Annotated in this window: 23 protein-coding genes; 13 read left to right on the forward strand and 10 right to left on the reverse strand. The window is 65.7% G+C overall.

All coding sequences use genetic code 11. The features are described 5' to 3' along the window. Positions 1 to 90: 90 nt before the first annotated feature. From glyS to RE429_RS28090, 4 genes are all read right to left on the reverse strand, one after another. Positions 91 to 2,346, reverse strand: coding sequence for a glycine--tRNA ligase subunit beta (gene glyS / locus RE429_RS28075; RefSeq protein ID WP_414474994.1), 2,256 nt, complete (start codon positions 2,344 to 2,346; stop codon positions 91 to 93). A gap of 15 nt (positions 2,347 to 2,361) precedes the next feature. Then, a complete protein-coding gene (locus RE429_RS28080; protein WP_414474995.1) occupies positions 2,362 to 2,727 on the reverse strand; it encodes an endonuclease domain-containing protein in 366 nt (121 codons plus the stop codon). Positions 2,728 to 2,861: 134 nt separating this feature from the next. Further along, entirely contained in the window at positions 2,862 to 3,803 is a 942-nt protein-coding gene (locus RE429_RS28085; RefSeq protein ID WP_414474996.1) for a glycine--tRNA ligase subunit alpha, read from the reverse strand. Between the two features lie 186 nt (positions 3,804 to 3,989). Then, positions 3,990 to 4,874, reverse strand: coding sequence for a S49 family peptidase (locus tag RE429_RS28090; RefSeq protein ID WP_414474997.1), 885 nt, complete (start codon positions 4,872 to 4,874; stop codon positions 3,990 to 3,992). A gap of 161 nt (positions 4,875 to 5,035) precedes the next feature. Between RE429_RS28090 and RE429_RS28095 the strand changes: the two genes are divergently transcribed. Then, the gene (locus RE429_RS28095) at positions 5,036 to 5,329 is read left to right on the forward strand and encodes a hypothetical protein (RefSeq protein ID WP_414474998.1); all 294 of its coding nucleotides are present in this window, start codon (positions 5,036 to 5,038) and stop codon (positions 5,327 to 5,329) included. Between the two features lie 39 nt (positions 5,330 to 5,368). On the opposite strand, the gene RE429_RS28100 is transcribed toward RE429_RS28095, so the two are convergent. Then, entirely contained in the window at positions 5,369 to 6,109 is a 741-nt protein-coding gene (locus tag RE429_RS28100) for a tRNA1(Val) (adenine(37)-N6)-methyltransferase (RefSeq protein WP_414475000.1), read from the reverse strand. Between the two features lie 18 nt (positions 6,110 to 6,127). After that, positions 6,128 to 6,352, reverse strand: coding sequence for a DUF2007 domain-containing protein (locus tag RE429_RS28105; protein ID WP_414475001.1), 225 nt, complete (start codon positions 6,350 to 6,352; stop codon positions 6,128 to 6,130). A 112-nt stretch (positions 6,353 to 6,464) separates the two neighbouring features. On the opposite strand from RE429_RS28105, the gene RE429_RS28110 reads away from it, so the two are divergent. Both RE429_RS28110 and RE429_RS28115 read left to right on the forward strand, forming a co-directional pair. Continuing rightward, the gene (locus tag RE429_RS28110) at positions 6,465 to 7,484 is read left to right on the forward strand and encodes a polyprenyl synthetase family protein (RefSeq protein ID WP_414475002.1); all 1,020 of its coding nucleotides are present in this window, start codon (positions 6,465 to 6,467) and stop codon (positions 7,482 to 7,484) included. Positions 7,485 to 7,854: 370 nt separating this feature from the next. Then, complete coding sequence (locus RE429_RS28115; protein WP_414475003.1) at positions 7,855 to 8,664, forward strand: MetQ/NlpA family ABC transporter substrate-binding protein; 810 nt, start codon at positions 7,855 to 7,857, stop codon at positions 8,662 to 8,664. A gap of 127 nt (positions 8,665 to 8,791) precedes the next feature. Here the strand turns inward: RE429_RS28115 and RE429_RS28120 are convergent, their stop codons facing one another. From RE429_RS28120 to RE429_RS28130, 3 genes are all read right to left on the reverse strand, one after another. Beyond that, positions 8,792 to 9,664, reverse strand: coding sequence for a 4-(cytidine 5'-diphospho)-2-C-methyl-D-erythritol kinase (locus tag RE429_RS28120; RefSeq protein ID WP_414475004.1), 873 nt, complete (start codon positions 9,662 to 9,664; stop codon positions 8,792 to 8,794). Positions 9,665 to 9,850: 186 nt separating this feature from the next. After that, on the reverse strand, positions 9,851 to 11,641 hold the full coding sequence (locus RE429_RS28125; protein WP_414475006.1) for a tetratricopeptide repeat protein: 1,791 nt from the start codon (positions 11,639 to 11,641) through the stop codon (positions 9,851 to 9,853). 318 nt (positions 11,642 to 11,959) lie between these two features. Further along, positions 11,960 to 13,624: an electron transfer flavoprotein-ubiquinone oxidoreductase gene (locus tag RE429_RS28130; protein WP_414475008.1), complete on the reverse strand. Its 1,665-nt coding sequence runs from the start codon at positions 13,622 to 13,624 to the stop codon at positions 11,960 to 11,962. Between the two features lie 165 nt (positions 13,625 to 13,789). Here RE429_RS28130 and RE429_RS28135 point away from each other — a divergent pair, with 165 nt between their 5' ends. The 4 genes from RE429_RS28135 (at position 13,790) to moaB (ending at position 16,995) form a co-directional block, all read left to right on the forward strand. After that, positions 13,790 to 14,434, forward strand: coding sequence for a methylated-DNA--[protein]-cysteine S-methyltransferase (locus tag RE429_RS28135; protein ID WP_414475009.1), 645 nt, complete (start codon positions 13,790 to 13,792; stop codon positions 14,432 to 14,434). A 78-nt stretch (positions 14,435 to 14,512) separates the two neighbouring features. Further along, positions 14,513 to 15,364 carry a uracil-DNA glycosylase gene (locus RE429_RS28140; protein ID WP_414475010.1) on the forward strand — a complete coding sequence of 284 codons (852 nt, stop codon included), beginning with the start codon at positions 14,513 to 14,515 and terminating at the stop codon, positions 15,362 to 15,364. Positions 15,365 to 15,449: 85 nt separating this feature from the next. Next, entirely contained in the window at positions 15,450 to 16,316 is an 867-nt protein-coding gene (locus RE429_RS28145; protein WP_414475011.1) for a neutral zinc metallopeptidase, read from the forward strand. A 124-nt stretch (positions 16,317 to 16,440) separates the two neighbouring features. Continuing rightward, positions 16,441 to 16,995: a molybdenum cofactor biosynthesis protein B gene (gene moaB / locus RE429_RS28150; RefSeq protein ID WP_414475012.1), complete on the forward strand. Its 555-nt coding sequence runs from the start codon at positions 16,441 to 16,443 to the stop codon at positions 16,993 to 16,995. Here the strand turns inward: moaB and RE429_RS28155 are convergent, their stop codons facing one another. Continuing rightward, entirely contained in the window at positions 16,996 to 17,487 is a 492-nt protein-coding gene (locus RE429_RS28155) for a hypothetical protein (RefSeq protein WP_414475013.1), read from the reverse strand. A 211-nt stretch (positions 17,488 to 17,698) separates the two neighbouring features. Between RE429_RS28155 and RE429_RS28160 the strand changes: the two genes are divergently transcribed. The 6 genes from RE429_RS28160 to RE429_RS28185 all read left to right on the forward strand — a co-directional run bounded on the left by RE429_RS28160 (position 17,699) and on the right by RE429_RS28185 (position 24,963). Beyond that, on the forward strand, positions 17,699 to 18,784 hold the full coding sequence (locus RE429_RS28160; RefSeq protein WP_414475961.1) for a PA0069 family radical SAM protein: 1,086 nt from the start codon (positions 17,699 to 17,701) through the stop codon (positions 18,782 to 18,784). A gap of 161 nt (positions 18,785 to 18,945) precedes the next feature. Continuing rightward, complete coding sequence (locus tag RE429_RS28165) at positions 18,946 to 19,623, forward strand: ribonuclease HII (RefSeq protein ID WP_414475014.1); 678 nt, start codon at positions 18,946 to 18,948, stop codon at positions 19,621 to 19,623. 159 nt (positions 19,624 to 19,782) lie between these two features. Then, a complete protein-coding gene (locus RE429_RS28170) occupies positions 19,783 to 20,979 on the forward strand; it encodes a site-specific DNA-methyltransferase (RefSeq protein WP_414475015.1) in 1,197 nt (398 codons plus the stop codon). A 142-nt stretch (positions 20,980 to 21,121) separates the two neighbouring features. Next, positions 21,122 to 22,102: an extracellular solute-binding protein gene (locus tag RE429_RS28175; RefSeq protein ID WP_414475016.1), complete on the forward strand. Its 981-nt coding sequence runs from the start codon at positions 21,122 to 21,124 to the stop codon at positions 22,100 to 22,102. Beyond that, positions 22,099 to 23,910, forward strand: a complete 1,812-nt coding sequence (locus tag RE429_RS28180) for an ABC transporter permease (RefSeq protein WP_414475017.1) — start codon at positions 22,099 to 22,101, stop codon at positions 23,908 to 23,910. Before RE429_RS28175 ends, RE429_RS28180 begins: the two co-directional genes overlap by 4 nt. A gap of 84 nt (positions 23,911 to 23,994) precedes the next feature. Then, complete coding sequence (locus RE429_RS28185) at positions 23,995 to 24,963, forward strand: LysR family transcriptional regulator (RefSeq protein ID WP_414475018.1); 969 nt, start codon at positions 23,995 to 23,997, stop codon at positions 24,961 to 24,963. The last annotated feature ends 9 nt before the right edge of the window (positions 24,964 to 24,972 follow it).

A 24,972-nucleotide genomic window follows, 5' to 3' on the forward strand; every position in this document is an offset into this window, starting at 1 on the left:
CTACCGGAAAGGACGTTGCCGACTACCTAGAGCCACGTGGGGCATTTGGCTGTGCCCCTCCTGCAACACCTTTCCGGGAATTTAACTCTGTTACCCTTCGATCCGCGAGAAGTCCGCCACCGTGCGCGTCGCCTCGCGGATGCTGTTGAGCAGGCGCAGACGGTTGGCCCGAAGGATCGGATCATCCGCATTCACCGTCACCTTGTCGAAAAACGCGTCGACAGGCTGGCGCAGGCGGGACAAGGCCCGCATCGCACCCTCGAAATCCTCCGATTCGACGGCCTTCCTCGCCTCTTCCTTCGCGCCGTGAAGAACGACGGCGAGGGCCTTTTCCTCGATCTGACCGTGATCGTTCACGATTTGGAGATCGGGAGCCTCGTCATAGGAGCGTCCGTCCTTCTTCTCCTCGATGCGCAGGATGTTCGCCGCACGGCGGTAGCCCGCGAGGAGATTCGCGCCATCCTCGGTGTCGAGGAAGCGGCCGAGCGCCTCGACGCGGCGAACGATCATGAGCAGGTCGTCCTGTCCTTCGAGCGCGAACACGGCGTCGATGAGATCGTGACGCGCACCCTGATCGCGGAGATAGACCTTCAGCCGGTCGGCGAAGAAGGAGAGCAGGTCGAGCGAACGCACATACATGATGCGCGCCAGGCTCTCCGCATTCCCCAGCTGCCTCTGGCGGAAGATCGATTCGAGGTCCGGGAGCGCAGGATGCGAGACGAGCGGAGCGAAGGCGCTGTCCTCGATCGCCTCGACGAGCTTCCTGGCCTGGAGGAACTCCTCGAACAGAACGTCCTTCGCGTCCCGGGCGAACGGCTTCGCGAGCAGAGAGATCAGCGGCAGCTTGATGTTGTTCTCGAGCACCAGCCTGATGACGCCCAGAGCGGCGCGGCGCAAGGCATAGGGATCCTTCGAGCCGGTCGGCTTCTCGTCGATGGCCCAAAAGCCCACGAGCGTGTCGATCTTGTCGGCGAGGGCCACGGCGACCGAAACGGGATCGGTCGGCACGCGGTCGGAGGGGCCGAGAGGCTTGTAGTGCTCTTCGATGGCGGCGGCGACGGAGGGGTTCTCGCCCTGCAGGGTCGCATAGTAGCGGCCCATGAGGCCCTGCAGCTCGGGGAACTCGCCGACCATCTCGGTGACGAGATCGGCCTTGGCGAGATGCGCGGCGCGCTCGGCCAGGGACGGATCCGCTCCGACGATGGGAGCAAGCTCCCTGGCAAGCGCCGCGATGCGCTCGACACGCTCGTATTGCGTACCGAGCTTTTCGTGGAAGACGATGGCCTTGAGCTTTTCCAGCCGGTCTTCCAGCTTCACGCGCTGGTCCGTCTCCCAGAAGAACTTGGCGTCGGACAGACGGGCCCGCACCACGCGCTCGTTGCCGCCGACGATCGTCGCGCCGCCGTCGCTGGCGGCGAGGTTGGACGTCAGGAGAAAACGGCTGGCGAGCTTGCCGCTGGCGGAATCGCGCAGCACGAAGCATTTCTGATTCGCCCGGATGGTGGTGCGGATCACCTCCGGCGGTATGGCGAGAAAGGCTTCGTCGAACGAGCCCATGAGCACCACCGGCCATTCGACGAGGCCGGCGACCTCCTCCAGCAGCCCCTCGTCCTCGACGAGTTCGAGCCCTTGCGCGAAAGCAAGGTCCTTCGCGTCGTGCAGAATCATGTCCTTGCGGCGATCCGCATCGAGCACGACCTTCGCGCGCTCGAGCGCAGGCACGTAATCGTCGAAGCGCTTCACCCGGATCTGGCCCGGCGCGAGGAAACGGTGCCCGTAGGTCACATCGCCGGAGACGATGCCGTCCACCTCGAAGCGTACGACTTCCGGATCCTCCGTTTCGGGCCCGAAGGTGCACAGAACCGATTGCAGGGGACGCACCCAGCGCAACGAGCCGGGCTCGGCGGAAGCGGCACCCCAGCGCATCGATTTCGGCCAGGGGAACGTCTTGATGATCTGCGGCAGGATCTCGGCCAGCACGTCCGTCGTCGCGCGGCCGGGCTTCTCGATCACGGCGACATAGAACTCGCCCTTCTTCGGATCGCTCTCGATCCTCGCCTGGTCGATCGAGGCGAGCCCCGCTCCCTTCAGGAAGCCCTGAATCGCCGCATCGGGCGAGCCGACGCGCGGACCCTTGCGCTCCTCGCGCACGTCCTGCCCCTTCACGGGCAGCCCCAGGACGGTGAGCGCGAGGCGGCGCGGCGTGGAGAACGCCTGCGCCCCCTCGTAGAGGAAGCCGCGCTCCACCAGCGCGTCCGTGACGAGCTTCTTCAGATCCTCCGCCGCGCGGCGCTGCATGCGGGCGGGAATTTCTTCGGAAAAGAGTTCAAGGAGAAGATCGGGCATAATCGGTTCGCCGCTCTATTCCCCTCCCCCTTGTGGGGAGGGGTTAGGGGTGGGGGTGTCGGCGCCAGCGCCGTTCGAAGATGCGGTGTAAAGAGCCGCATAGATCGTGTCGAGCACGACATCGATCTGGTTCATCACTTCATGGTTCCAAAATCGAAGAACCCGGTAGCCTTTGTTCATCAGCCAGGCGCTTCGTGCCGAATCGGCCTGAAGACCGGCTTCGAGGCCGTGTTGGCTTCCATCGACCTCCAGGACCAGCTTGGCTCTATGGCAAACGAAGTCCGCCACATAAGGACCGATAGGAGCCTGCTTGCGAAAATGCGTATCGGCGAGCGGAATACGCTCCAGGTGCCACCAGAGACGCTTCTCGGCGTCGGTCATCCGCTTGCGAAGCGCTCTGGAGCGGAGAGTTCCTGCTTTTGTCGTTCGGGGCATAGGAGTTTGAAGCTTGGTCTTGCGGAGCCGACACCCCCACCCTAGCCCTCCCCGCAAGGGGGAGGGAATACGGCGGTGTTTCACGCAGCCATACCCCCGCCCTCGGTCTTCAGCCATGCCGCGCCGCACGCCTTCGCCAACTCGCGGACGCGCAGGATGTAGCTCTGGCGCTCGGTGACCGAGATCACGCCGCGCGCGTCGAGCAGGTTGAACACGTGGCTCGCCTTGATGCATTGATCATAGGCCGGCAGCGCCATGAGGTGACGGCTGTCGTTCGAGCCTGACCCCGGCTCGCCCGCCTCGAGATATTTGCGGCAGGCGGCTTCCGCGTCGCGGAAGTGACGGAACAGCATCTCCGTGTCGGCATATTCGAAATTGTGGCGCGAATATTCCTGCTCCGCCTGCAGAAACACCTCGCCGTAGGTGACCTTGCGGTCGCCTTCCAGGCCGTTGAAGTTGAGGTCGTAGATCGATTCCACGCCCTGCAGGTACATGGCGAGGCGCTCGAGCCCGTAGGTCAGTTCGCCGGCGACCGGCGAGCACTCGAAGCCCGCCACCTGCTGGAAGTAGGTGAACTGGGACACTTCCATGCCGTCGCACCAGCATTCCCATCCCAGCCCCCAGGCGCCGAGCGTCGGGCTTTCCCAGTCGTCCTCGACGAAACGGACGTCGTGGACCGCCGTGTCGATGCCGATCGCCTTCAGGGACCCGAGATAGAGATCCTGCAGGTTCGGCGGGTTCGGCTTCAGGATCACCTGGAACTGGTAGTAATGCTGAAGGCGGTTCGGATTCTCGCCGTAGCGCCCGTCCTTCGGACGGCGGGAGGGCTGCACATAGGCCGCGCGCCAGGGCTTGGGACCCAGGGCCCTCAAGGTCGTGGCGGGATGGAAGGTGCCTGCGCCGACCTCCATGTCGTAGGGCTGGAGAATGACGCAGCCCTGCTCGGCCCAGTAGCGCTGGAGCGTGAGAATCAGGCCCTGGAAAGAGCGCGCGGGATTCATGTGCGCGGGTTCGCTCGTCATCAATGGCGTCCGGTCTGAAGAAAAGGTCTGGCGAACCCTTGGGATGGCGGGCGTCTCAAGTCAAGCGCAGGGTGCAGCAGGATGTACTTGCCGACATGGCCGGACGTGATCCGGCCATCCACGTCCTGCTCCTGCACAGTTTCCCAAGGCGTGGCTGCCTCCGACGGGCGCAGGCAGACCGGGGCCCTACAACCCGAGCCGCGCCCAGGCCGCCCGCTCCTCCAGGGCCCCGACGATTTCGCCCGGATCGATCAGGCCTCCCCCGGTCACCGACCGGCGTCCGAGCAGACGGCCCAGCAAAGGCGGGCGGGCCGGCTCGATCATGCGCAGCTGCACCTTGTCCCCGAAGCGCTCGCGCAGGACGGAGCGGGCATCGCCCAGGCCGTCGACGAGGCCGAGATCCAGAGCCTCCGCCCCGACCCAGAAAGCACCGGAAAAGAGGTCCTCGTAGGAATCGTTGAGCCTCTCGCCCCGGCGGGTGCGGACAAGATCGACGAACACCTCGTGAATCTTGAGCTGAAGGCCCTTGAGACGGGCGACGTCCTCCGGGTTCTCCGGCCTGAACGGGTCGAGCATCGCCTTGTTCTGGCCGGCCGTATGAACGCGCCGCTCCACGCCGATGCGGGCAAGGAGTTCCTGGAATCCGAAGCCCGCCGACACCACCCCGATGGAGCCCACGATGGAGGCGGGATCCGCGAAAATCTCATCCGCCGCGCAGGCGATCATGTAGCCGCCGGAAGCGGCCGCGTCCTCCACGAAGGCGAGGACCGGGATCTTCTTCTCGTCCGCCAGAGCGCGGATGCGCTTGAAGATCAGGTGCGACTGGGCAGCCGATCCGCCGGGCGAATTGACCACGATGGCCACGGCCTTCGCGCCCGGAACGGAAAACGCCCGTTCCAGCATCTGCGCCACGTTCGCGATGGCCAGCCCCGAGCGGAGCGGCATGACCGCCCCGATGGGGCCCGACAAGCGAACGATCGGCACGATGGGATCGCGATAGCTGCGGTACCGGCTCGGCAGAAGGAACTGAAGACGGGCGGGAAGCACGGATGAGAGGGATGTCTGGGCCATGGCTCACATGTAGGGCATGAAGCACAGCTTCCCAAGATGAACATACCGTTAGGGAAACCTTCGGCGTTCGTTCAGTTAAATCCCCTTAGAAAATGGGCATCGAGGAGATTCACTCACCGGCCGCTCCGGATACGAGCCCGAAACGGCCAAGGAGAAACGACATGCGCAAGCTTCTTTTCGGACTTCTGGGATGTGCCACCCTCGGGGTCGCCGGCCTGGCCGCCCCCCAGGCGGAGGCTCAGCCCTATTACGGCTACGGGTACCGGCAAGGGCCCGTCGTGGTGCGCCAGGAATATCGCCGGCCGCATTATCGCGGTCATGGCTACGGCTATCGCCCGACCCAGGTGGTGCGCCGCTGCTGGGTCGAGCCCCGGCGCGTCTGGAACGGCTATCGCTGGGTCCGCCGTCCCATCGAGGTCTGCCGCACCGCCCGCGGGCCAGGCTATCGCTGGTAATCTCGAGAAGGGCGCCGGAAGGCGCCCTTTTTCATCGTATCAGAGGAGATCCGCCTCTCCCAGGTGCAGGGCCAGGGCCTGAGGCGAAAAGCGCCCGTCAGGCCCGTTGAGAATGAGAGGCGGCAGGATCGTCAAGGGAGCCCGGCTCGCCTTCGTGCCGGAAATGAGGACACGAATCGCAGGCTTCTCGGCGCTCGGATGCACGAAGCGCAGCTTCACCTCCCCCAGCGGACCGCACAACCCTTCAAGGCACGAGGCCAGCCGATCGGCCCGGTGGATCAGGGCGAAACGGCCCTTGGGCTTGAGCAGGCCCAGACATGCCTTGAGCCAGCCTTCCAGGCCACCCGCGGGCAGCGCATGGGCGGCCGCCCTTCCCTCGTCCGGAGAAATTCGCGCCTGTCCCTCTTCCAGAAAAGGCGGATTGGTCACGACCAGATCGGCTGTTTCGGGATGCAGGCCCGCTGAGCGGCGGGCGGCCTTGTCGAGGACATCGGTAACGTAAATTTCGGCCTCGACCTCGTTCTCGCGGCAATTCCGGCGGCACAGATCGGCGAGAGCCGCGTCCCGCTCGACGAAGGCGAGTCTCACCTGGCGTTCGCGGGCCGCCACCATCAGGCCCACGGCCCCGGTGGATGCGCCGATGTCGACCACGCTGTCCCCAGCTTTTACGAAAGCCGAAGCGGCGAGCAGCACGGCATCCGTCCCGGCCCGATGCCCCTTGGCGGGCTGGATCAGGGATACGCGCCCGCCGAGCAAACAATCTTCCGTGAACTCACTCATGCAACTATCCTCGGCCAACTATCCTTGGCGCAATTCGCCTTCGAGACCCGCCTCGCGGATCAGCCGACGGGCCTGATCCGCATCGTCGTCGGGCACCAGGAGCCGCCTGGGAAAAGCGCCGATCATCCCCTCCAGAGCGCTGATATGCATGTCTGCCACAAGCACGGAGATATTGGCGTTCTCCAATAAGGATTGTAGGAAGCCGACCAGCACGAGATCGTTGGTGCGGACGATTTCGACCATTGGCTGACAACTTTCCTCTGTGGCAAGTGTTTGCATTGCGGCATGGAAAGTGCCATGCCACGGTGAATCATATTCCTACCGGCCATGCCGGCCGGCAACCCGGGTTTGAGACGTGGGCGTCGTCGTTCCTTTCGAAGATAAGCATCCTGAAAAGAATGCGGGCATCGAGAAGCTCGTCTCCCTTGTGGCCGCCGACATGCAGCGGGTCAATGCGATGATCCTGTCCAGGACGGGATCCGAGGTCACCATGATTCCGGAGGTGGCCAATCACCTCATCTCCTCCGGCGGCAAGCGCCTGCGCCCCATGCTCACCCTCGCGACCGCCGGCCTGTCCGGATACGAGGGCGACGGCCATGTGAAGCTCGCGGCCGCCGTCGAGTTCATGCACACGGCCACCCTGCTCCACGACGATGTGGTGGACGAGAGCGACATGCGCCGCGGCAAGATCGCAGCCCGTATCAAATGGGGCAACGAGGCCAGCGTGCTCGTGGGAGATTTTCTCCTGGGCCAAGCCTTCCGCATGATGGTGGAAGTGGGCTCGCTGCGCGCCCTCGACATTCTCTCCGCCGCCGCGACCGTGATCGCGGAAGGCGAGGTGATGCAGCTTGCCGCCGCCAAGAACACCGAAACCACCGAAGACGAGTATCTCGCCGTCATCCGGGGCAAGACGGCGGAACTCTTCGCCGCCGCCTGCGAGGTCGGTCCCGTGATCGCCAGCCGGCCGAAGGCGGAGCAGGCCGCCTGCCGCTCCTACGGCATGAATCTCGGCATCGCCTTTCAGCTCGTGGACGACGCCCTCGATTATGGCGGCAAGGCTGCGACGCTGGGCAAGAACCTGGGCGACGATTTCCGCGAAGGAAAGATTACGCTTCCGGTCGTTCTGTCCTTCCGCCGCGGGTCTGCGGAGGAGCGCACCTTCTGGAAGCGCGTGCTCGAGCAGGGAGAGATCCAGGATGGCGACCTTGAGCAGGCCGTCGCGATCATGCGCCGGCACAAGGCCCTGGAGGATACCATCGAGCGCGCCCGCCATTACGGCTCGATGGCGCGGGACGCACTCGCCCTCTTCCCGTCGAGCCCCATGAAGCAGGCCCTGCTCGACACGGTCGATTTCTGCATCGCCCGAGCGCATTGAGCATGGCAGGATTGTTCTTTTTACAGAACAATTCGATTGACATAAAAATCGACCGAGATACAAACATCCCTGTCCCGAGGCGGCCTGGCCCCCTCGGGCCCGCGGTGATTTGAGACGAGCAGCTTGCCCCGCGTCATCAAAGGCTAAAGCGCCACGAGCGGCTTCCGCCTCGTGGTTCACGAGGGACGACTGGCCATGATGCGCCCACCATTCATGTCGGCATCGAGACCGATCCACCGGCATTCCCGCGCCGAGCGGTGTTGTCGCATCGCGTCCTGACCGATCCTCACCTTCCCCGAACCACATGTCCGGCTTCGTGTTGAGGCCCGGACAGATCTTGCCCGACAGATCTTGCCCGAAAGGTAGTCCTATGTCCGTTTTCACTCGCCGCACGCTCCTGTCCGCGACCGTCGCGCTCGGAGCAGCTCTCGCCGTGGCACTCCCCGCCGCCGCCCAGCAGAAAAGCATCAAGGTCGGCGTCATGTCCGGGGCCGAGGAGGAGGTGGCGCAGGTCGTCAAGAAGGTCGCCGCCGGCAAGGGTCTCGATGTCGAGCTCGTTCCCTTCTCCGATTACGCCCTCGTGAACGAAGCGCTGGAGCGCAAGGACCTCGATGCCAACGCCTTCCAGCACAAGCCCTATCTCGATGCGCAGATCGCGGCGCGCGGCTACAAGATCGTGCCCGTGGGCTTTACCTTCGTGCAGCCGATCGGCCTCTACTCGTCCAAGGTGAAATCCGTCGCCGACCTGCCGAAGGGGGCGAAGATCGGCCTTCCGAACGATCCGAGCAACGGCGGCCGTGCGCTGAACCTTTTGGCTCAGGAAGGCCTGATCAAGCTGAAGGACGGCAAGGGCCTGTCGCCGAGCCTGCTCGACATCGCCGAGAACCCGAAGAACATCCAGTTCTCCGAACTCGATGCCGCGCAGCTGCCCCGCGCCCTGCCCGACCTCGATGCGGCGGTGATCAACACCGACCATGCGCTCAATGCCGGCCTCGACATCCGCAAGGACACGATCGCGGTCGAGAAGCGCGAGGGCAACCCTTACGCGAACTTCATCGCGGCCCGTCAGGGCGACGAGAATCGGACGGAGATCAAAACCTTCGTGGAGTCCTACCAGTCTCCGGAAGTCGCCAAGTTCCTGGAAGAGCGCTTCAAGGGCGCCATCATCCCGGCCTGGTAAGATCTTCGAGAGGTTTAAGTCTTTCATCGACGTGAATGGCCGGCCCTGCGCCGGCCATTCACGTCTTAGGCCCGCCGGACCAAGAAGGACGAGGAAGACCGCTGAGCAGTCGGTATCGGATCGAGGCTCAATCGAGGCTCGTCGCCTCCACCCACCAGCCCGGCCTGCGGCCGAGAATGAAGCGAGCGGCATCCGCGGCGCTCCGAGAATCGTCATAGAGACCGAACACGGTCGCGCCCGAGCCCGACATGCGGGCGAGGCGGCAGTTCCCGGTCCGGGCGACGAGGTCGAGCGCTTCCCCGATCACCGGCTGAATCGTGCGAGCAGGCGCTTCGAGATCGTTGCGCGCAGCTTCCAGGCTTCCCAGCAAGGAACGAATCGAAGCCGCTTCCGGAACAGGATGCACCTCGCCGCCCAGGGATTGCCCCGGCTGCAATCCGAGCGCCCCAAACACGGCAGGCGTTTCGACGGGCACACGCGGATTCACCAAAACGGCGAAAAGCCGCGGGAGCGCCAGAGGCGGTCCGAGCTCCTCTCCGATTCCGCGCATCATCCGGGCCCGAGGATCGAGGCAGACCGGCACATCCGCGCCGGTGAGCCGCGCCGCCTCGCGCAGAGCCGGATGCGACAGAGGCAGATCGTTGCGCTGCGCCAGCAATCTGAGGGCCGCCGCCGCGTCGGATGATCCACCGCCGATTCCCGCGGCGACGGGCAGGCGCTTGACGAGGTGGAAAGCGCCGGTCTCGAGGCCCGGCACCCGCTCGGCCAGGAGGCGCGCGGCCTTCAGAACGAGATTGTCCGCGGGATCGCCCACCGATGCGGCCGTCGGGCCGCCGACCCTCAGCGAGAGATGCGGCCCCGGCACGAGCCTAAGGTCGTCCCCCACACCCGCGAAGGCTACGAGACTTTCGAGTTCGTGATAGCCGTCCGCCCGCCGCCCCCGGACATGGAGCGTCAGGTTGATCTTGGCGGGCGCATGATCGGCAAGGGGCTCGGACATGCACATTCCATGCCCGAGTGAAAGACGGATGGGAAGAAGGATCCGAAGAAGGATCCTATGCCGTCATGCCCGGCCTCGTGCCGAGCACCCACGCCGAGCACCCACGTCTCGTTCTGCCGAGAGGCGCAAAAAAGCGAATGGCCGGGACAAGCCCGGCCATGACGAGGAACGGAGAGATAATCGGGATCAACCGCCGCTCTGCGGCACGGGGACCGGAGCCGGAGCGGGCGTGCTGTCGGCCGCGGCGGGATTCGGATCCTCCTCCAGACCGTTGTCGATCTTCTTGAGGATCTTCACGAGATCTTCCGGCTCGGGATTCGACGCCTTGGCGTGATCCCATTGGAACTTCGCCTCGATCTTGCGGCCGACCTTCCAATAGGCGTCGCCCAGGTGATCGTTGATCGTCGGGTCTCCCGCCTTGAGCTCGACGGCCTTTTCCAGCTCCCGCACCGCATCCTCGTAGCGTCCGAGGCGGTAATAGGCCCAGCCGAGAGAATCGATGATCATGCCGTCGCGGGGAGCGAGTTCCACGGCCTTCGTGAGCATCTTGAAGGCCTCGTCGATGTTCTCGTTCCGGTCGACCCAGGAATAGGCGAGATAGTTCATCACCTGGGCCTTACCGGCCGGCAGGCTGTCCGGGACCAGCTCCAGCGATTTCTTGAGGTCGGCTTCGGCCTTGTCCCATTGCTTCGCCCGCTCGTAGGACGTGCCGCGATAGAAGAACAGGATCCAGTGGCCGCGCTGCGGCGTTCCGACGAGCTCGATGGCCCGGCCGTAGGTCTCGGCCGCCTCCGCGAACTTCTTGCGCGAACGCTGCACGTTGCCGAGCGCCATCACCACTTCGACGTCGTCAGGGCGTTCCTTCATGAGCTTGTCGAGATAGGCCATGGACTCTTCGCCGCGTCCCATCTGCTCATAGTTCTGCCCGATGGCGATGTCGGCGCTCGTGCGGATCGGGGCGTCCTTCGGGACCCGTTCGAAGATCGCGTTCGCCTGCTCGTATTGCTTGAGGCGCTCATAGACGTCGCCGAGGGTGATCAGCGCGAGGGGATGGTCCGGCTTCAGGTCCAGGCCGAGCTGGAGATAGATGATGGCGGTCAGCTCGTCGCCCTGGGTGTTGCCCACCACGCCGAGGCCGTAGAGCAGCTCGGCCGCGCCGTCCTGCGCGTTCGTGACGAGGGGCGTGAGCGGCTTGCCCTCCTGCAGGGCCGCCAGCGCGGACCTGACGATGGGATGGCGCGGAGCGAGTTCGTCGAAGGCCTTGTAGACGGCGATCGCCTCGTCCTTCTTGCCCTGCTTGGCCAGGAAGCGGCCATAGGCGTCGACCACCTGCAAGGTGTTCTTCTCGCCCTCATAGGCGGCCTTGAAGCGCTTCTCGGCTTCCTTCGTGTTGCCGACCACGTCGGCGATCAGGGCCGCGTGGTATTCGCGGAACTGGTTGAAGGCGCGCTCGCTCTTGAGCTTGTCGACCGTCGCCAGCGCCTGCTTGCCGTCCTTGGCCCCGGCATAAGCCCAGGCCGTCAGGAGCGTTGCGGTGAGATCCGCCTGGCGGCCGCGCATTCCCTTGGTGAGACGTGTGCGGGCATCGGCGTATTTCTGCGCCTTCATCGAGCGGACCGCGAGGGCGAACTGCGCGAGATTGTTGGACGAATCGCGCTTGGAGAGGCGCTCGGCGACCCGATAGGCCTCCTGCATGGAACCGTTGCCGAGGAACGCGACGAAGCCACGCTCAAGCAGCTCCTGATTGCCGGGATCCTCTTGGATGGCCTCGCGGAAATACAGGGCGGCGGCTTCCGTGTCGCGGGCGGAGCCGGCCACATAGGCCGAGAGAAAGTTACCCTCCAGGCTCTGGGCAGGTGTCAGAGCCTCGTTTGGATCTGTGTTGACCGCCAAGGCGGGCGAAGCCAGAAGGCCGGCCGCCACCAAAACGAGTGCAGGTAAACCCTTGCGGGTCAAAGGCAATTTGAACGTGGGCACGAAGCGCGGCTCCAATCATCGCGACATCTCAGGGCAAGGAAGGAAGGAGATGTGCGCCAAATCAGGCCGGAGAATGGCGTTTCCCCTTAGCGGCGGCAAGGGGGGAGATTGCCGCTGGGAGCGTAAAAGCCTCGTGAGGGGCGGATGGGGTTCGTTGCCCGGGACCTGAACGGTCGATCGGAATCTCGTCATCCCCGGTTATCCCGGCCTCCGTCCGGGGATCCACGTCTGTGGCCCGTTGCGGTCGGAAAGAACGGGGGCGGCCGGGTCGAGCCCGGCCATGACACGAGTGGCCCATGGCGGGAGGAGCTGGCCGGCTCACATGTTCACGTAGTTGGGCCCGCCGCCGCCTTCCGGAGTGGTCCAGACGATGTTCTGGTTCGGATCCTTGATGTCGCAGGTTTTGCAGTGGACACAGTTCTGCGCGTTGATCTGGAACCGCACCCCGCCCTCGCCTTCCACCCACTCATAGACCCCGGCCGGGCAGTAGCGCTGCGAGGGGCCGCCGAAGACGTCATGCTCGGACGCCTTCTGCAGGCCCATATCCTTCACCTTCAGGTGGACCGGCTGGTCCTCCTCGTGATTGGTGTTGGACAAGAACACCGACGAGAGCTTGTCGAAGGTCAGCACCCCGTCCGGCCGCTCGTATCGGATCGGCTTCACCTGATCGAGGGGCAGCAGGCACTGGTGGTCCGGCTTGCCGTGCTTCATCGTGCCGAACGGCGACCAGCCGAACAGCTCCGTCATCCACATGTCGAGACCGCCCAAGGCCACGCCCGCCGCCGTGCCGTATTTCGACCAGAGCGGCTTGACGTTGCGCACCCGCTTGAGGTCCGCCCCGATGGGCGAGGAGCGCCAGGCCTCCTCGTAGGACGAAACCTCGTCGTGGGCCCGGCCCGCCTGCAGCGCCGCGAAGACGTGGTCGGCGCAGAGCATGCCCGAGAGCACGGCGTTGTGGCTGCCCTTGATGCGCGGCACGTTCACGAAGCCGGCACTGTCGCCGACCAGGCAGCCGCCCGGGAAGGACAGCCGCGGCACCGACTGCCAGCCGCCCTCCATGATGGCCCGCGCGCCGTAGCCGATGCGCTTGGCGCCCTCGAACACGTCGCGCACCATCGGATGGGTCTTGAAGCGCTGGAACTCGTCGAAGGGCGAGAGCGTCGGGTTCTTGTAGTTGAGGTGCACCACGAAGCCGACCGACACGAGATGGTCGTCGAAATGGTAGAGCCAGGAGCCGCCGCCCGCGTTGTTCGGCAAGGGCCAGCCCATGGAATGGCGCACCAGTCCGGCCTGGAACTTCTCCGGCTTGACGTGCCAGAGCTCCTTGATGCCGATGCCGTATTTCTGGTGGTCGCGGCCCTGGTTCAGGCCGAAGCGTTCGACCATCTGCTTGGTGAGCGAGCCGCGCGCCCCCTCACCGAGGATCGTGTACTTGGCGCGCAGCTCCATGCCGCGGGTGAAGTTGGCATTGGGCTCGCCGTCGCGGCCGATGCCCATGTCGCCGGTGGCGACGCCCACCACCTTGCCGCCCTCGATCAGCACCTCGGACGCCGGAAAGCCCGGATAGATCTCGACCCGGAGCTCCTCCGCCTTGCGGCCGAGATAGCGGGCGACGTTGCCGAGGGAGCCGACGAAGTTGCCGTGGTTGTTCATGAGCTTGGGCATGAACAGGTTGGGCAGCCGCACGCCGCCCGCATGGCCCAGATACATGAACTCGTCAGCCGTCACTTGCGTCGTGAGAGGGCGGTCCGGATCGGTGCGCCAGTCCGGCAGCAGGGCATCGAGGCCGATCGGGTCGACCACCGCGCCGGAGAGAATGTGCGCGCCGACCTCGGAGCCTTTCTCCACCACGACCACGGAGATGTCCGCCCCTCTCGAAGCGGCCTCCTGCTTGAGACGGATGGCCGTCGCCAGACCCGCAGGACCGGCGCCGACGATGACGACGTCGAATTCCATCGATTCACGGGCGGGCAGATCGGACATGAGTGTTCTCCTGTACGCGACTTCAAAGCCGGGGGCTTCCGGCGGTTTACATATGAACCGTCCGCCCGCCTTCTCAAGTCCTGTCTTTGTCGAGGACTGTTCCTAACTTCATCGGTCCTGTGCTGAAAGTTCCCTTTCAGTATAAGGTTATGCCGAAATCCGATCATGACCTCCCCCTGCGGCGTTCCCGGCCGGGCGAATCCTTCGGTTGTCCGTCTCCTCCGGGTCTCCTACAATGGCCGCATGCAGGATGATCCTTCCGACCGTCAGGCGTTCTACACGCTTTTCGACACGTCCATCGGCTTCTGCGGCCTCGCCTGGAACGGTCGCGGCGTCGTCGGCGTACAGCTGCCGGAAGACGATGCGCCCAGGACGCGCAGCCGCTTGGCGAGGCGTTTTCCGGGCAGCTCCGAAGCTCCTCCTCCGCCGGCCATCCAGGCGATCATCGCCGATGTGATCGCCCTGCTGCAGGGCGAGGCGCGCGATCTGTCCGCCGTTCCTCTGGAGCTGGAAGGCGTGCCCGACCTTCACCGGCGTGTCTACGACGTCGCCCGCGCCATCCCGCCCGGCCGGGTCCTGACCTACGGGGAGATCGCGTCGCGGCTCGGAATCGACAATGCCCGGCTGATCGGCCAGGCGCTCGGGAAAAATCCCTTCGCCATCATCGTGCCCTGCCACCGGGTCGTGGCGGCGGGCGGCAAGCTCGGCGGCTTCTCGGCCAATGGCGGCAACATGACCAAGCGCCGGCTTCTCGCCATCGAAGGCGCCAGGCGCGACGATGGCCCGACGCTCCTCGACCTGCTATCCTGAGCGCAAGTCCGCTCGACGACGTCGCGGCACGCGCGGACCTGAGTTGTTCATCCGGCCGAGGATGCTTACATACACCCCATGCAGGATCTCCCGTCCGACCACGATGCTTTGAAGGCGCTCCTCGACTTCCATGTCGAGGCGGGGGTGGATCTTGCCCTCGACGAGACCCCGCACGATCGCTTCGCGGAGCCGAAGCCCGAACCGGCTCAGTTCAGAAGTCAGGCCCCTCAGCGCGCCGCCGCCGCTGCCCCTTCATCCGCTTCGCCTCCGCTGCCCCAGACCCTGCCCCGAACCCTGCCCAAGGCGGCCGCCGGCGCGCCCGACGAGGTGGCGAGCCTCGCCCGCGAGCAGGCCCGACACGCGCAGTCTCTGGAAGAACTCGAGGCGATCCTCGCAGGGTTCGACGGCTGCACCCTGAAATTCTCCGCCAAGAACCTGGCCTTCGCCGACGGCAACCCCAAGGGCCGCGTGATGCTGGTGGGCGAAGCCCCGGGGGCGGACGAGGACCGGATCGGCAAGCCCTTCATGGGCCGCTCCGGCCAGTTGCTCGACCGGATGCTCGCCACCATCGGTCTCGACCGCAGCCAGGTCTACGTGGCCAACATCGTGCCCTGGCGGCCGCCGGGCAACCGCACCCCGACCCCCCAGGAAGTCGCGATCTGCAAGCCGTTCATCGCCCGGCAGATCGAGCTGGCCTCGCCTGAATTCCTGCTCTGCCTCGGCGGCCCAGCGGCGCAAAATCTTCTCGGCCTCAAGGACGGGATCCTGCGCACCCGTGGGCGCTGGTTCGCCTATAAGACGGAGGACGGCCGCGAGATCCGGGCCCTGCCGACGCTGCACCCGGCCTATCTCCTGCGCCAGCCCCTGCAGAAGCGCCTCGGCTGGCGGGATTTCATGGCCGTGAGGCGGGCTCTCGACGGACGGGAATAGCCTCCTTCGGCTCGGGCCGGAACCGAGCTATATGCTCACGCCTTAAGTTCCTGCGGCACGTGACGCCGCTGCTCGTAGGTGAAACATGCGCTGGGAAGACTTTCGAACCTCGTCCAATGTGGAAGACCGTCGCGGCATGGGCATGGGCGGCGCAGGCGGTCTCGGCATCGGCACCATCGTGGTTCTGGGCCTGATCGGCTGGGCGCTCGGCATCGACCCGCGCATTCTGATCGGCGGCGCCGAGATGCTCAACGGCGGCGGGTCGGGCTATCAGCAGAGTCAGCCTGGCCGCCAGGGCACGCCGCAGGACGACGCGGGACGCTTCGCCGCCGCGATCCTCGGCAACACGGAAGACGTGTGGAAGGTGGTTCTGCCCCAGCAGGCGAACAAGCAATACACCAATCCGAAGATGGTGCTGTTCACGGGAGCAACGCGCTCGGGCTGCGGCGGTGCCCAATCGGCCATGGGGCCGTTCTACTGCCCCCTCGATCAGACCGTCTATATAGACCTCTCCTTCTTCGAGGAGATGCAGCGCCGGTTCCGCGCGGGCGGCGACTTTGCCTATGCCTATGTGCTCGCCCACGAGGTCGGGCACCATGTGGAGAACCAGCTCGGAATCCTGCCACGCGTCCAGGAGCGCCAGCGCGAGGTCGGCCAGTCCCAGGCGAACCAGCTCTCGGTGCGCGTCGAGCTGATGGCCGATTGCCTGGCGGGCGTCTGGGCTCACCATTCCAACCAGCGCTGGCAATCCCTCGAACAGGGCGACATCGAGGAGGCGATCCGCGCCGCCTCGGCGATCGGCGACGACAAGCTGCAGCAGCAGAGCCAGGGCCGGGTCGTGCCGGATTCCTTCACCCACGGCTCCTCGCAGCAGCGCGTGACCTGGCTCACGACCGGCTTGAAGAGCGGCTCGATCCAGGCCTGCGACACGTTCAGGGCGGCGCGGCTTTAAGGCTTCACGCCGCTCGTCCCGGCCATCCACGTCTTGGGAACCACCGCGCCTCAAAGACGTGGATACCCGGCGCAAGGCCGGGTATGACGAAAGAGGCGAATGCTCCCACTCGGATTCAAGCCTCATGCCCGGCATCGACGAAACGCTCACCTTCGTTCCCTTATCCATCGCGGTGCTCACCGTGTCGGACACGCGCTCCCTCGATGAGGACAAGTCGGGATCGACGCTCGCGGAGCGCCTCGCGAAGGCCGGCCATCGGCTCGGGGACCGGGCCATCGTGCAGGACGACGTGGACGTCATCCGCGCGAAAGTGAAGGGCTGGATCGCGGATCCGGCCATCGACGTGATCATCACCACGGGCGGCACGGGGTTCACGGGCCGGGACGTCACGCCCGAAGCCGTCGAGCCCCTGTTCGAGAAGCGCATGGACGGTTTTTCCGCCGTCTTTCACCGGATCTCCTACGACAAGATCGGAACCTCCACGATCCAGTCGCGCGCGACGGCGGGCGTGGCGAACGCGACCTTCATCTTCGTGCTTCCGGGTTCGCCGGGGGCCTGCAAGGACGCGTGGGACGGCATTCTCCTCACGCAGCTTGACTACCGCTATCGCCCCTGCAATTTCGTGGAGATCATGCCGCGCCTCGACGAGCATCTGAAGCGCGGGACGCTTAAAGGCTGATCAGCCGAACACAGGATCGCGCTCGATCCGGGCCGACAGGCGCACCGGGGTGCGGGCTTTCACCTCGTTGAGCAGCACGCGGCGATGAACGAGATCGCCAGCCATAATTGACGAGCGTGCGAAAACACGGCGCACGAAGCCCGCCGGGCCGGCGCCCTGACGGTGAAACCGGGCGAGCCCCCGCTCGGGTGTCGAGAGCGTCACGAATCGGTCGAGAACCCGGATCCAGCCTTCCTGCGGGATATCGCCGTCCTCAAGGCAGAGCAGCCATTCGCGCCGGGCGACCCGGGCGCCGTCCGCCCAGGACAGATTCCCCGTCACCACCAGATCGGCCCCTACGGCGTCGGCGACCGTCGCGACGGTCTCGTCGTGCCGGGCGGCCAGAATGACCGCATCGCCCACGAGCCCCGCAGCGACCGCGGGCACGAGAGCGCTCAGAGTGGCGGCCAGGGCCTCGGGCCCATGGGCGACGCGGACGAGAACGGTGATCATGTCCCACCTTATAGCTCCTTCGGGTGCAAACGTCGCCGACAAGATCATCCGGAGGCACCTTGATTTTGTTCCTCATTTGTTCTGTTCTAGTTCCGTTCTGTCCATCGATTCGCCCGAGGCCACCATGTCCATCCGCCTGAAGGATTCGCCCGCTCCGTCGAGGCTCGTGAAACGCTCGCCGATCGAGGCGGCGGAAGCGGCGCGGCGGCGCATGGACGACCCGTCCTACCGGGTGGAGATGGAGCGCAGGCGCGGACGCGGCGCGGCGGCGAACCCGAGCGGGCGCTACGAGCCTGCGCGGCGCGAGAGCTTCGACGACGGCTGGGACATCGAGGAGGACCTTCCTCCCCTGCCGACGGAAGTGATCATCGAGAAGCCGCGCACGATCATCACGAAGAACGACTCGCCTGACATCCTCTTCGAGAAATCGATCAATCCCTATCGCGGCTGCGAGCACGGCTGCTCCTACTGCTTCGCGCGTCCGACCCATGCCTATCAGGGCCTGTCCTCGGGGCTCGACTTCGAAACCAAGATCTTCGCCAAGCCCAATGCCGCCGAATTGTTGGAGAAGGAGCTCCGCGCCGCCACCTATCAGCCCACGACCATCGCGCTCGGCGCCAATACGGACCCCTACCAGCCGGTGGAGCGCAAGTTCCGCATCACGCGCTCGATCCTGGAGGTACTCGACCAGGCGGGCCACCCGGTCGGCATCGTGACGAAATCGGCGCTCGTCACGCGCGACATCGACATTTTGAGCCGGATGGCCGACAGGCAGCTCGCCAAGGTCGCGATCTCGATCACGACCCTCGACCCGAAGCTCGCCCGCAGGATGGAACCCCGGGCGGCCTCGCCCGCGAAGCGGCTCGAGACTGTGCGCAGGCTCTCGGAGGCCGGCATTCCGGTGAGCGTGCTGGTGGCCCCGATCATTCCGGCCGTCAACGACCATGAGATCGAGGCGATTCTGAAGGCTTCGCAGATCGCCGGCGCTCGGGAGGCCGGCTATGTGCTGCTGCGCCTGCCGCACGACCTGAAGGACCTGATGCGCGACTGGCTGGCGGAGCACTATCCGGACAAGCTCAAGCACGTGTTCTCGCTGCTGCAGGAGGCGCGCGGCGGCAAGGACTACGATTCGGACTGGAGCACGCGCCAGTCGGGCGTGGGCCCCTATGCCTGGATGATCGGCCGCCGCTTCGAGACCGCCGCGGAGCGACTGGGGCTGAACAAGCGCAACCTGTCCCTGCGCAAGGACCTGTTCAAAGCACCGGCGAAGGAGGCGGGTCAGCTGAGCCTGTTCTAGAAGCGGCGTCAGGCTCTACGGCCTTATGGCCGTGTCCGGAGAGATCCGAGGACGCGCCCGCATCCTGCCACTTGACGGGACCTGTGGCCACTCGTCACTGAGGAGGCGAGCTTCGAATGCCCTAAAAGACGCTCGCTCCTGCAATTGCCTCCATGACGTCCATGACCGCACCGATTCGCCCTTCCAAGACGGCAGGCCTCGCCAAGACAGCCGGCCTCGCCAAGACAGCCGGCCTCGGCCTCGACCGCGAGCTTTTGGCCAAAGCGGCCGGCTATTCCTGCATTGCGGGCCTCGACGAGGTCGGGCGCGGTCCGCTGGCAGGGCCGGTGGTCTCGGCCGCGGTCGTGCTCGATCTCGACAACGTGCCGCAAGGCCTGGCGGATTCGAAGGCTCTCTCCGCGCAACGCCGGGAGGCGCTGTTTGCGCACATCCTGGCGACCGCGAAGGTCGGCATCGCGTCGGTGTCCCATGCGGAGATCGACACCATCAATATCCGGCAGGCCTCTTTGCTCGCCATGTGCCGCGCCATGGCGGCCCTCCCCTGCACGCCGGACATGGCCTTCGTCGACGGCAACGATCCGCCGCACCTGCCTTGCACGACGGAAGCCGTCATCAAGGGCGATTCGCGCATCGCCTCGATCGCGGCCGCTTCCATCGTGGCCAAAGTCGTGCGCGACCGCATGATGGCGCGCTTGAGTACGACTTATCCGGCTTACGGATTCGCGAGCAACGCGGGCTACAGCACGAAAACGCATCTTCAGGTGCTCGCCAGCGACGGTCCTTGCCCCTTCCATCGCCTCAGTTTCTCGCCGTTGCGCCAAGGGTTACTGGACCTGTAACCAAGCCTAACGCGCGTTAACCTAAAAAGATCAATCTTTTCAATAAGTCGGCAAGTTTTGCCGACCCAAAATAAGACGCAAATTTTTCAGGATGGAAACCTGATCTTTACCCTAACGGACGATGATCCTGAGTGTCAGTTGCGTAACCGGTGATCACCCATGGGTACCTTGCGTACCGGGGCTGCCGGCGCCGCCTCCCGGATCAGTGTCTCGCGTACCGGGCGGTCTGCGCCGGCTCCTCGGACGGGGCGTAAAGCCTCCCTCTCCGTTTTGCCGAAGCCTCTTCCTCTCAACGAGATTCTTCTCGGCGATTGCATCGCCAGCCTCGAGAAGCTCCCTCCCGAGAGCGTGGATGTGGTCTTCGCGGATCCTCCCTACAATCTCCAGCTCGAACAGGCGCTCACGCGCCCGGACCAGAGCCTCGTCGACGCGGTCGACGACGACTGGGACAAGTTCGCGAGCTTCGCCGACTACGACACCTTCACCCGCGCGTGGCTTTCCGCCGTGCGGCGCGTCATGAAGAAGAACGCGACGTTGTGGGTGATCGGCTCCTATCACAATATCTTCCGCGTGGGCGCAGCCCTGCAGGATCTGGATTTCTGGATCCTCAACGACATCGTGTGGCGCAAGGCCAACCCGATGCCGAACTTCAAGGGCCGCCGCTTCACCAATGCGCACGAGACCATGATCTGGGCCTCGAAGAGCGCGGATTCGAAGGGCTACACCTTCCATTACGACGCGCTGAAGGCGGGTAACGAGGACGTGCAGATGCGCTCGGACTGGTTCATCCCGATCTGCACCGGCGACGAGCGTCTGAAGGATGAGCACGGGCGCAAGGTGCATCCGACTCAGAAGCCCGAGTCCCTGCTCGCCCGCGTGCTGCTCTCCTCGTCCAATCCGGGCGACGTGGTGCTCGATCCCTTCTTCGGCTCCGGCACCACGGGCGCCGTGGCCAAGCTGCTCGGGCGCAACTTCATCGGCCTGGAGCGCGACCCCACCTATGCGCAGGCCGCGCGCAGGCGCATCGACGCCGTCGTTCCCCTCGACGACGTCTCCGTTGCCGCGCCCCCGGAAAAGCGGGCGGAAGTGCGCGTGCCGTTCCTGTCCCTCATCGAGGGCGGCTACGTGAAGGCGGGCGAGACGCTGGTGGACGAACGCCGCCGCCACAAGGCGGTGGTGCGCGCCGACGGCACGCTGGCGCTCGGCCCCATCGTCGGCTCGATCCACAAGATCGGTGCGCTCACGCAGGGCTTCCCCTCCTGCAACGGCTGGACCTTCTGGCATGTGGAGCGCGACGGCAAGCTCGTCTCCATCGACGCGTTCCGGTCCAAGTTTCGGGCGGAACTTGCCGCCTGACGACGGCTCCGATATTGCAAACCCGTGATGGGGGCCGGCTATCGCTGGCCCTTTTCGCGTCCTGCCCTAATCTTTCGTCACAGGGGCGTCATCCAAGGCCGTTAGCGCGGGGACACAGCCTTAACCGAAAGAGGAACTGCCCGTGCTCATCAAGCGTCTGCTTCCCTTGCTCGCCGCCCTCGTGCCCGCCTTCGCGCAGGCCCAAGGGATCTCCGGCAATCTGGTGCTCTACACGAGCCAGCCCAACACGGACGCACAGCAGACCGTCGACGCCTTCAAGGCGAAGTATCCCGGGGTCAGCGTCACGTTCGTCCGCGACGGCACTCCGAAGATCCTCGCCAAGCTGAGCGCCGAGTTCGAAGCGGGACAGCCCCAGCCAGACGTGCTGCTGATCGCCGACAGCGTGACCATGGAAGGCCTCAAGAAGGACGGCCGCCTCCTCGCGCACGAAAAGGCCGATGTCTCCGCCTATCCCGCAGGCACGCACGATCCCCAGAAATTCTGGTTCGCCACCAAGCTGATCACCACGGGAATCGCCTACAACACGAAGGCGAGCTTCAGGCCCTCTTCCTGGCTCGATCTCACCCGCCCGGAAGTGAAGGGGCAGCTCGTCATGCCGAGCCCGCTGACCTCGGGCGCCGCCCTGATCCATGCGGCGACCCTGACGGGCAATCTCGCGGGCGGGTGGAAATACTACGAGGACCTCAAGGCCAACGAGGCCGTGGCCGGCGGCGGCAACGGCGACGTGCTCAAGCAGGTCGCGGGCGGGCAGAAGCTCTACGGCGTCATTGTCGATTACATGCCGATTCGCGAGAAGGCGAAGGGCGCTCCGATCGAGTTCGTATTCCCGAAGGAGGGCGTCTCGGCCGTGACCGAGCCGGTCGCCATCCTCAAGACCGCGAAGAACCCCGAAGCCGCCCGCGCCTTCGTGGATTTCCTCATCTCGAAGGAGGGGCAGGAATTGGCCCTGAAGCAGGGCTACATCGCCGCGCATCCCGCCGTGGAGCTGCCGGCCGGCTATCCTGCGCGCGAGCAGATCAAGGTCATGGGCTTCGACGCTGCGAAGGCTCTCGCCGACGAAACCGAGAACAAGGCGGCCTTCGCCGACATCTTCGGACAGTGAGACACCGCACGACCAACACGCCGTTTCTGGAGCGGGGAGGTTTCGGCCTCCTCGCTTTCGTCGCTTTGGTGGTCTTCGCTTTCGAGATCATGCCGGCCTTGCGGCTTCTCCTGACCGCTCTCGCCCCGGGGGGAAGCTTGGACCCCGGAAAGGCGCTCGCGGCCCTTTCCGGCCGGTCCGCCCTGAAGGCCGCGCAGGCGACGCTGGAAACCGCCTTCTTCTCCACCCTTCTGGCCGTTCCGCTCGGCACCGCGATGGCGCTGGCGCTGGGCATCACCGACATGCGTGGGCGCCGTCTCGCCTCGTTCCTTTTCGTCCTGTCGGTGATGATCTCGCCCCAGGTGATCGCCCTGGCCTTCCTCCATCTCGCAGGCCCTGCCTCGCCGATCTTGAATACGTTGGGCCTCGCGCCCGAAGCCGGCAGCGCCAACCCGATGCTCGGGCGCGGTGGCATCATCCTGGTGCTCGGGCTGCACCATGCGCCGCTCGTCTATGTGGTGATGAGCGCAGGCCTCAAGCGCATCCCGCTCGCGGTCGTCGAGGCCGCGCGCGTGGACGGCGCCCGACCGCTGAGCATCGTCATCGATCACGCGCTGCCGCTGTTGCGGCCTCATCTCCTCGGTGCGGGCCTCCTCGCCTTCGTGGCGGGCATCGGCAATTTCGGCATTCCCGCCCTTTTGGGCGCGCCGGTGAATTATCTCACCCTGCCCGTTCTCATCTATCGCCGCCTGTCGAGTTTCGGAACCGGCATGCTCGGCGATGTGGCGGCTCTCGGCCTTCTCGTCGCGGTCATCGCCATCCTGTGTGTGGCGGTGAGCCAGATCCTGACGCGCCGCGGAGAGGTTCTGCTGGAAGAAGACGCCCCGCTGCAACCGTTCTGGCATCTCGGCCGAGCCCGCGCCGCAGGCGAGGTCTTCGTCGCTTCCGTCATCGCACTCGTTCTGATCCTGCCCATGCTGTCCCTGCTGACGGCGGCGCTCGTGCCGTCCTACGGCATGCCGCTGAATCTCGGCACGATCACCCTCGACAACTTCGCCGAAGTGCTGACGCGGCAGGACGCGACCATGCGGGCCTTCGCCAATTCCCTGGCCTATGCGGGCGGCGCGGCGGGCTTGCTGGCCGTCCTCGGGATCCCGATGGCCTATACGCTCGTGCGCCTGGCGGGGCCTGCCCGGATCCCGATGACGGCTCTTCTCGAAACCTCCTATGTCCTGCCCGGAATCGTCTTGGCGATCGCCTGTATCCTCCTGTTCCTGAAACCGCTGCCGCTGATCGGCCTTTCGCTCTACGCCACCCCGTCGATCATCGTGTTCGCCTATCTCGCCCGCTTCCTCGCGGTCGTGCTCAAGCCCGTTCTCGCGGGCATGGCGCAAATCGACGTGGCGCAGGAGGAGGCCGCCACCCTCGACGGCGCGGGACTGACCCGGCGGCTGATCGACATCGTCCTTCCCTCGCTTCTTCCGGCCGCCGTGGCGGGCGGCCTGATGGCGTTCCTGCTCGCCTTCAGCGAGCTCACCGTCTCGGCGCTGCTCTGGTCGGCGGGTACCGAGACCATCGGGGTCGTGCTCTACAGCCTCGAAGAAGCGGGCCTCGCGAGCCAGGCATCGGCCGTCGCCGTGGTGATCGTTGCGGTCGTGACGCTCGCGATGCTGGCGCTCCACGCCCTCGGCCGCTATCTGCCGGCCGGCACCCTGCCCTGGCATTGTCCGACGGAAGGCACGGCGTTCTCCTCCGGCGAGCCGGTCCGGGCGGATCCTCACGCGGGAGCGCCGAGGCCAGCCGGAGCCAGGCCGGTACTAAGCGTCTGACGGCGTCTGACGGCGTCCGACCGCGCCAGGAACGTTGAGCGCTCTCCCATCGATGCGGGGCTGCGAGCGGCCCGGCGACGGAGCATGGTGCGGATCGTCCTCAACCGTGGAACATTCCCCTATGCCCGCACGCGGCGAACGCTTTACCATCCTGCCATGGCTCATGCGTCTCACGATCCCTTTCATCTCGCCCTCAACGAACCGTCCTGGGACGATCTCAGGATCTTCCTGGCCGTGGTGGCTCATGGATCGATGAACGGCGCGGCCAGGGCGCTGGGGCAGAGCCAACCGACGATCGCCCGGCGCGTGAAGGCGCTGGAAGAGGCCCTCGGGCTCGACCTTTTCCAGCGCGGCCCGAACAATCTCGAGCTGACGGAAGCCGGGCAGGCGATCCTCGAAGCGGCCGTCCCCATGGGCGAAGCGGCGGGCGCGATCACGCGCACGGCCGCCGCCTACCGGCCCGATCCGGATGCGCCCGTTCGCGTGACCGCGACCTCCTCCGTCGCCCTGTTCCTGTCGCTGCATTCGGCCGAGCTGCACAAGGCCGCCGAGCCCGTGGAGATCGCCTATATCCCGACCCGCCGCAGGCTCGACCTCGCCTCGGGCGAGGCCGACATCGCGCTTCGCATGCGTGTCCTGCCCGAGGCCACGGACGATCTCGTGGCGCGCAAGATCGGGCAGATCGCCTTCGCGATCTACGCCACCACCGAGGATCCGGCGACCGTCATCGCCCCGCCGGAGGACCCGACCCTGTCCCGGCAGGCGGCCTACGTCGCCGAGTTCGCGCAAGGACGCACCATCGCAGCTCGCATCGGCGACATGCCGATCCGCTATCAGGCCGCGAAGGCGGGCTTGGGGGCCGCCTTCCTACCCTGCTGGCTCGGCGATTCCGATCCCGATCTCGTCCAGGTGGTGAAGCCCGAGGGCGAGCTGATCGAGGACGTGTTCCTGGTCATGCATCGCCGCAGCCGCAACCGCCCGAACGTGACACGCGTGGCGACTGCGCTGGCGGCCCTGTTCAAGCGCAATCAGAGGGCATTGCTGGGTGGGTGACCTCCCGCT

Source organism: Microvirga sp. M2, assembly GCF_047497095.1.
Taxonomy (GTDB): Bacteria; Pseudomonadota; Alphaproteobacteria; order Rhizobiales; family Beijerinckiaceae; genus Microvirga.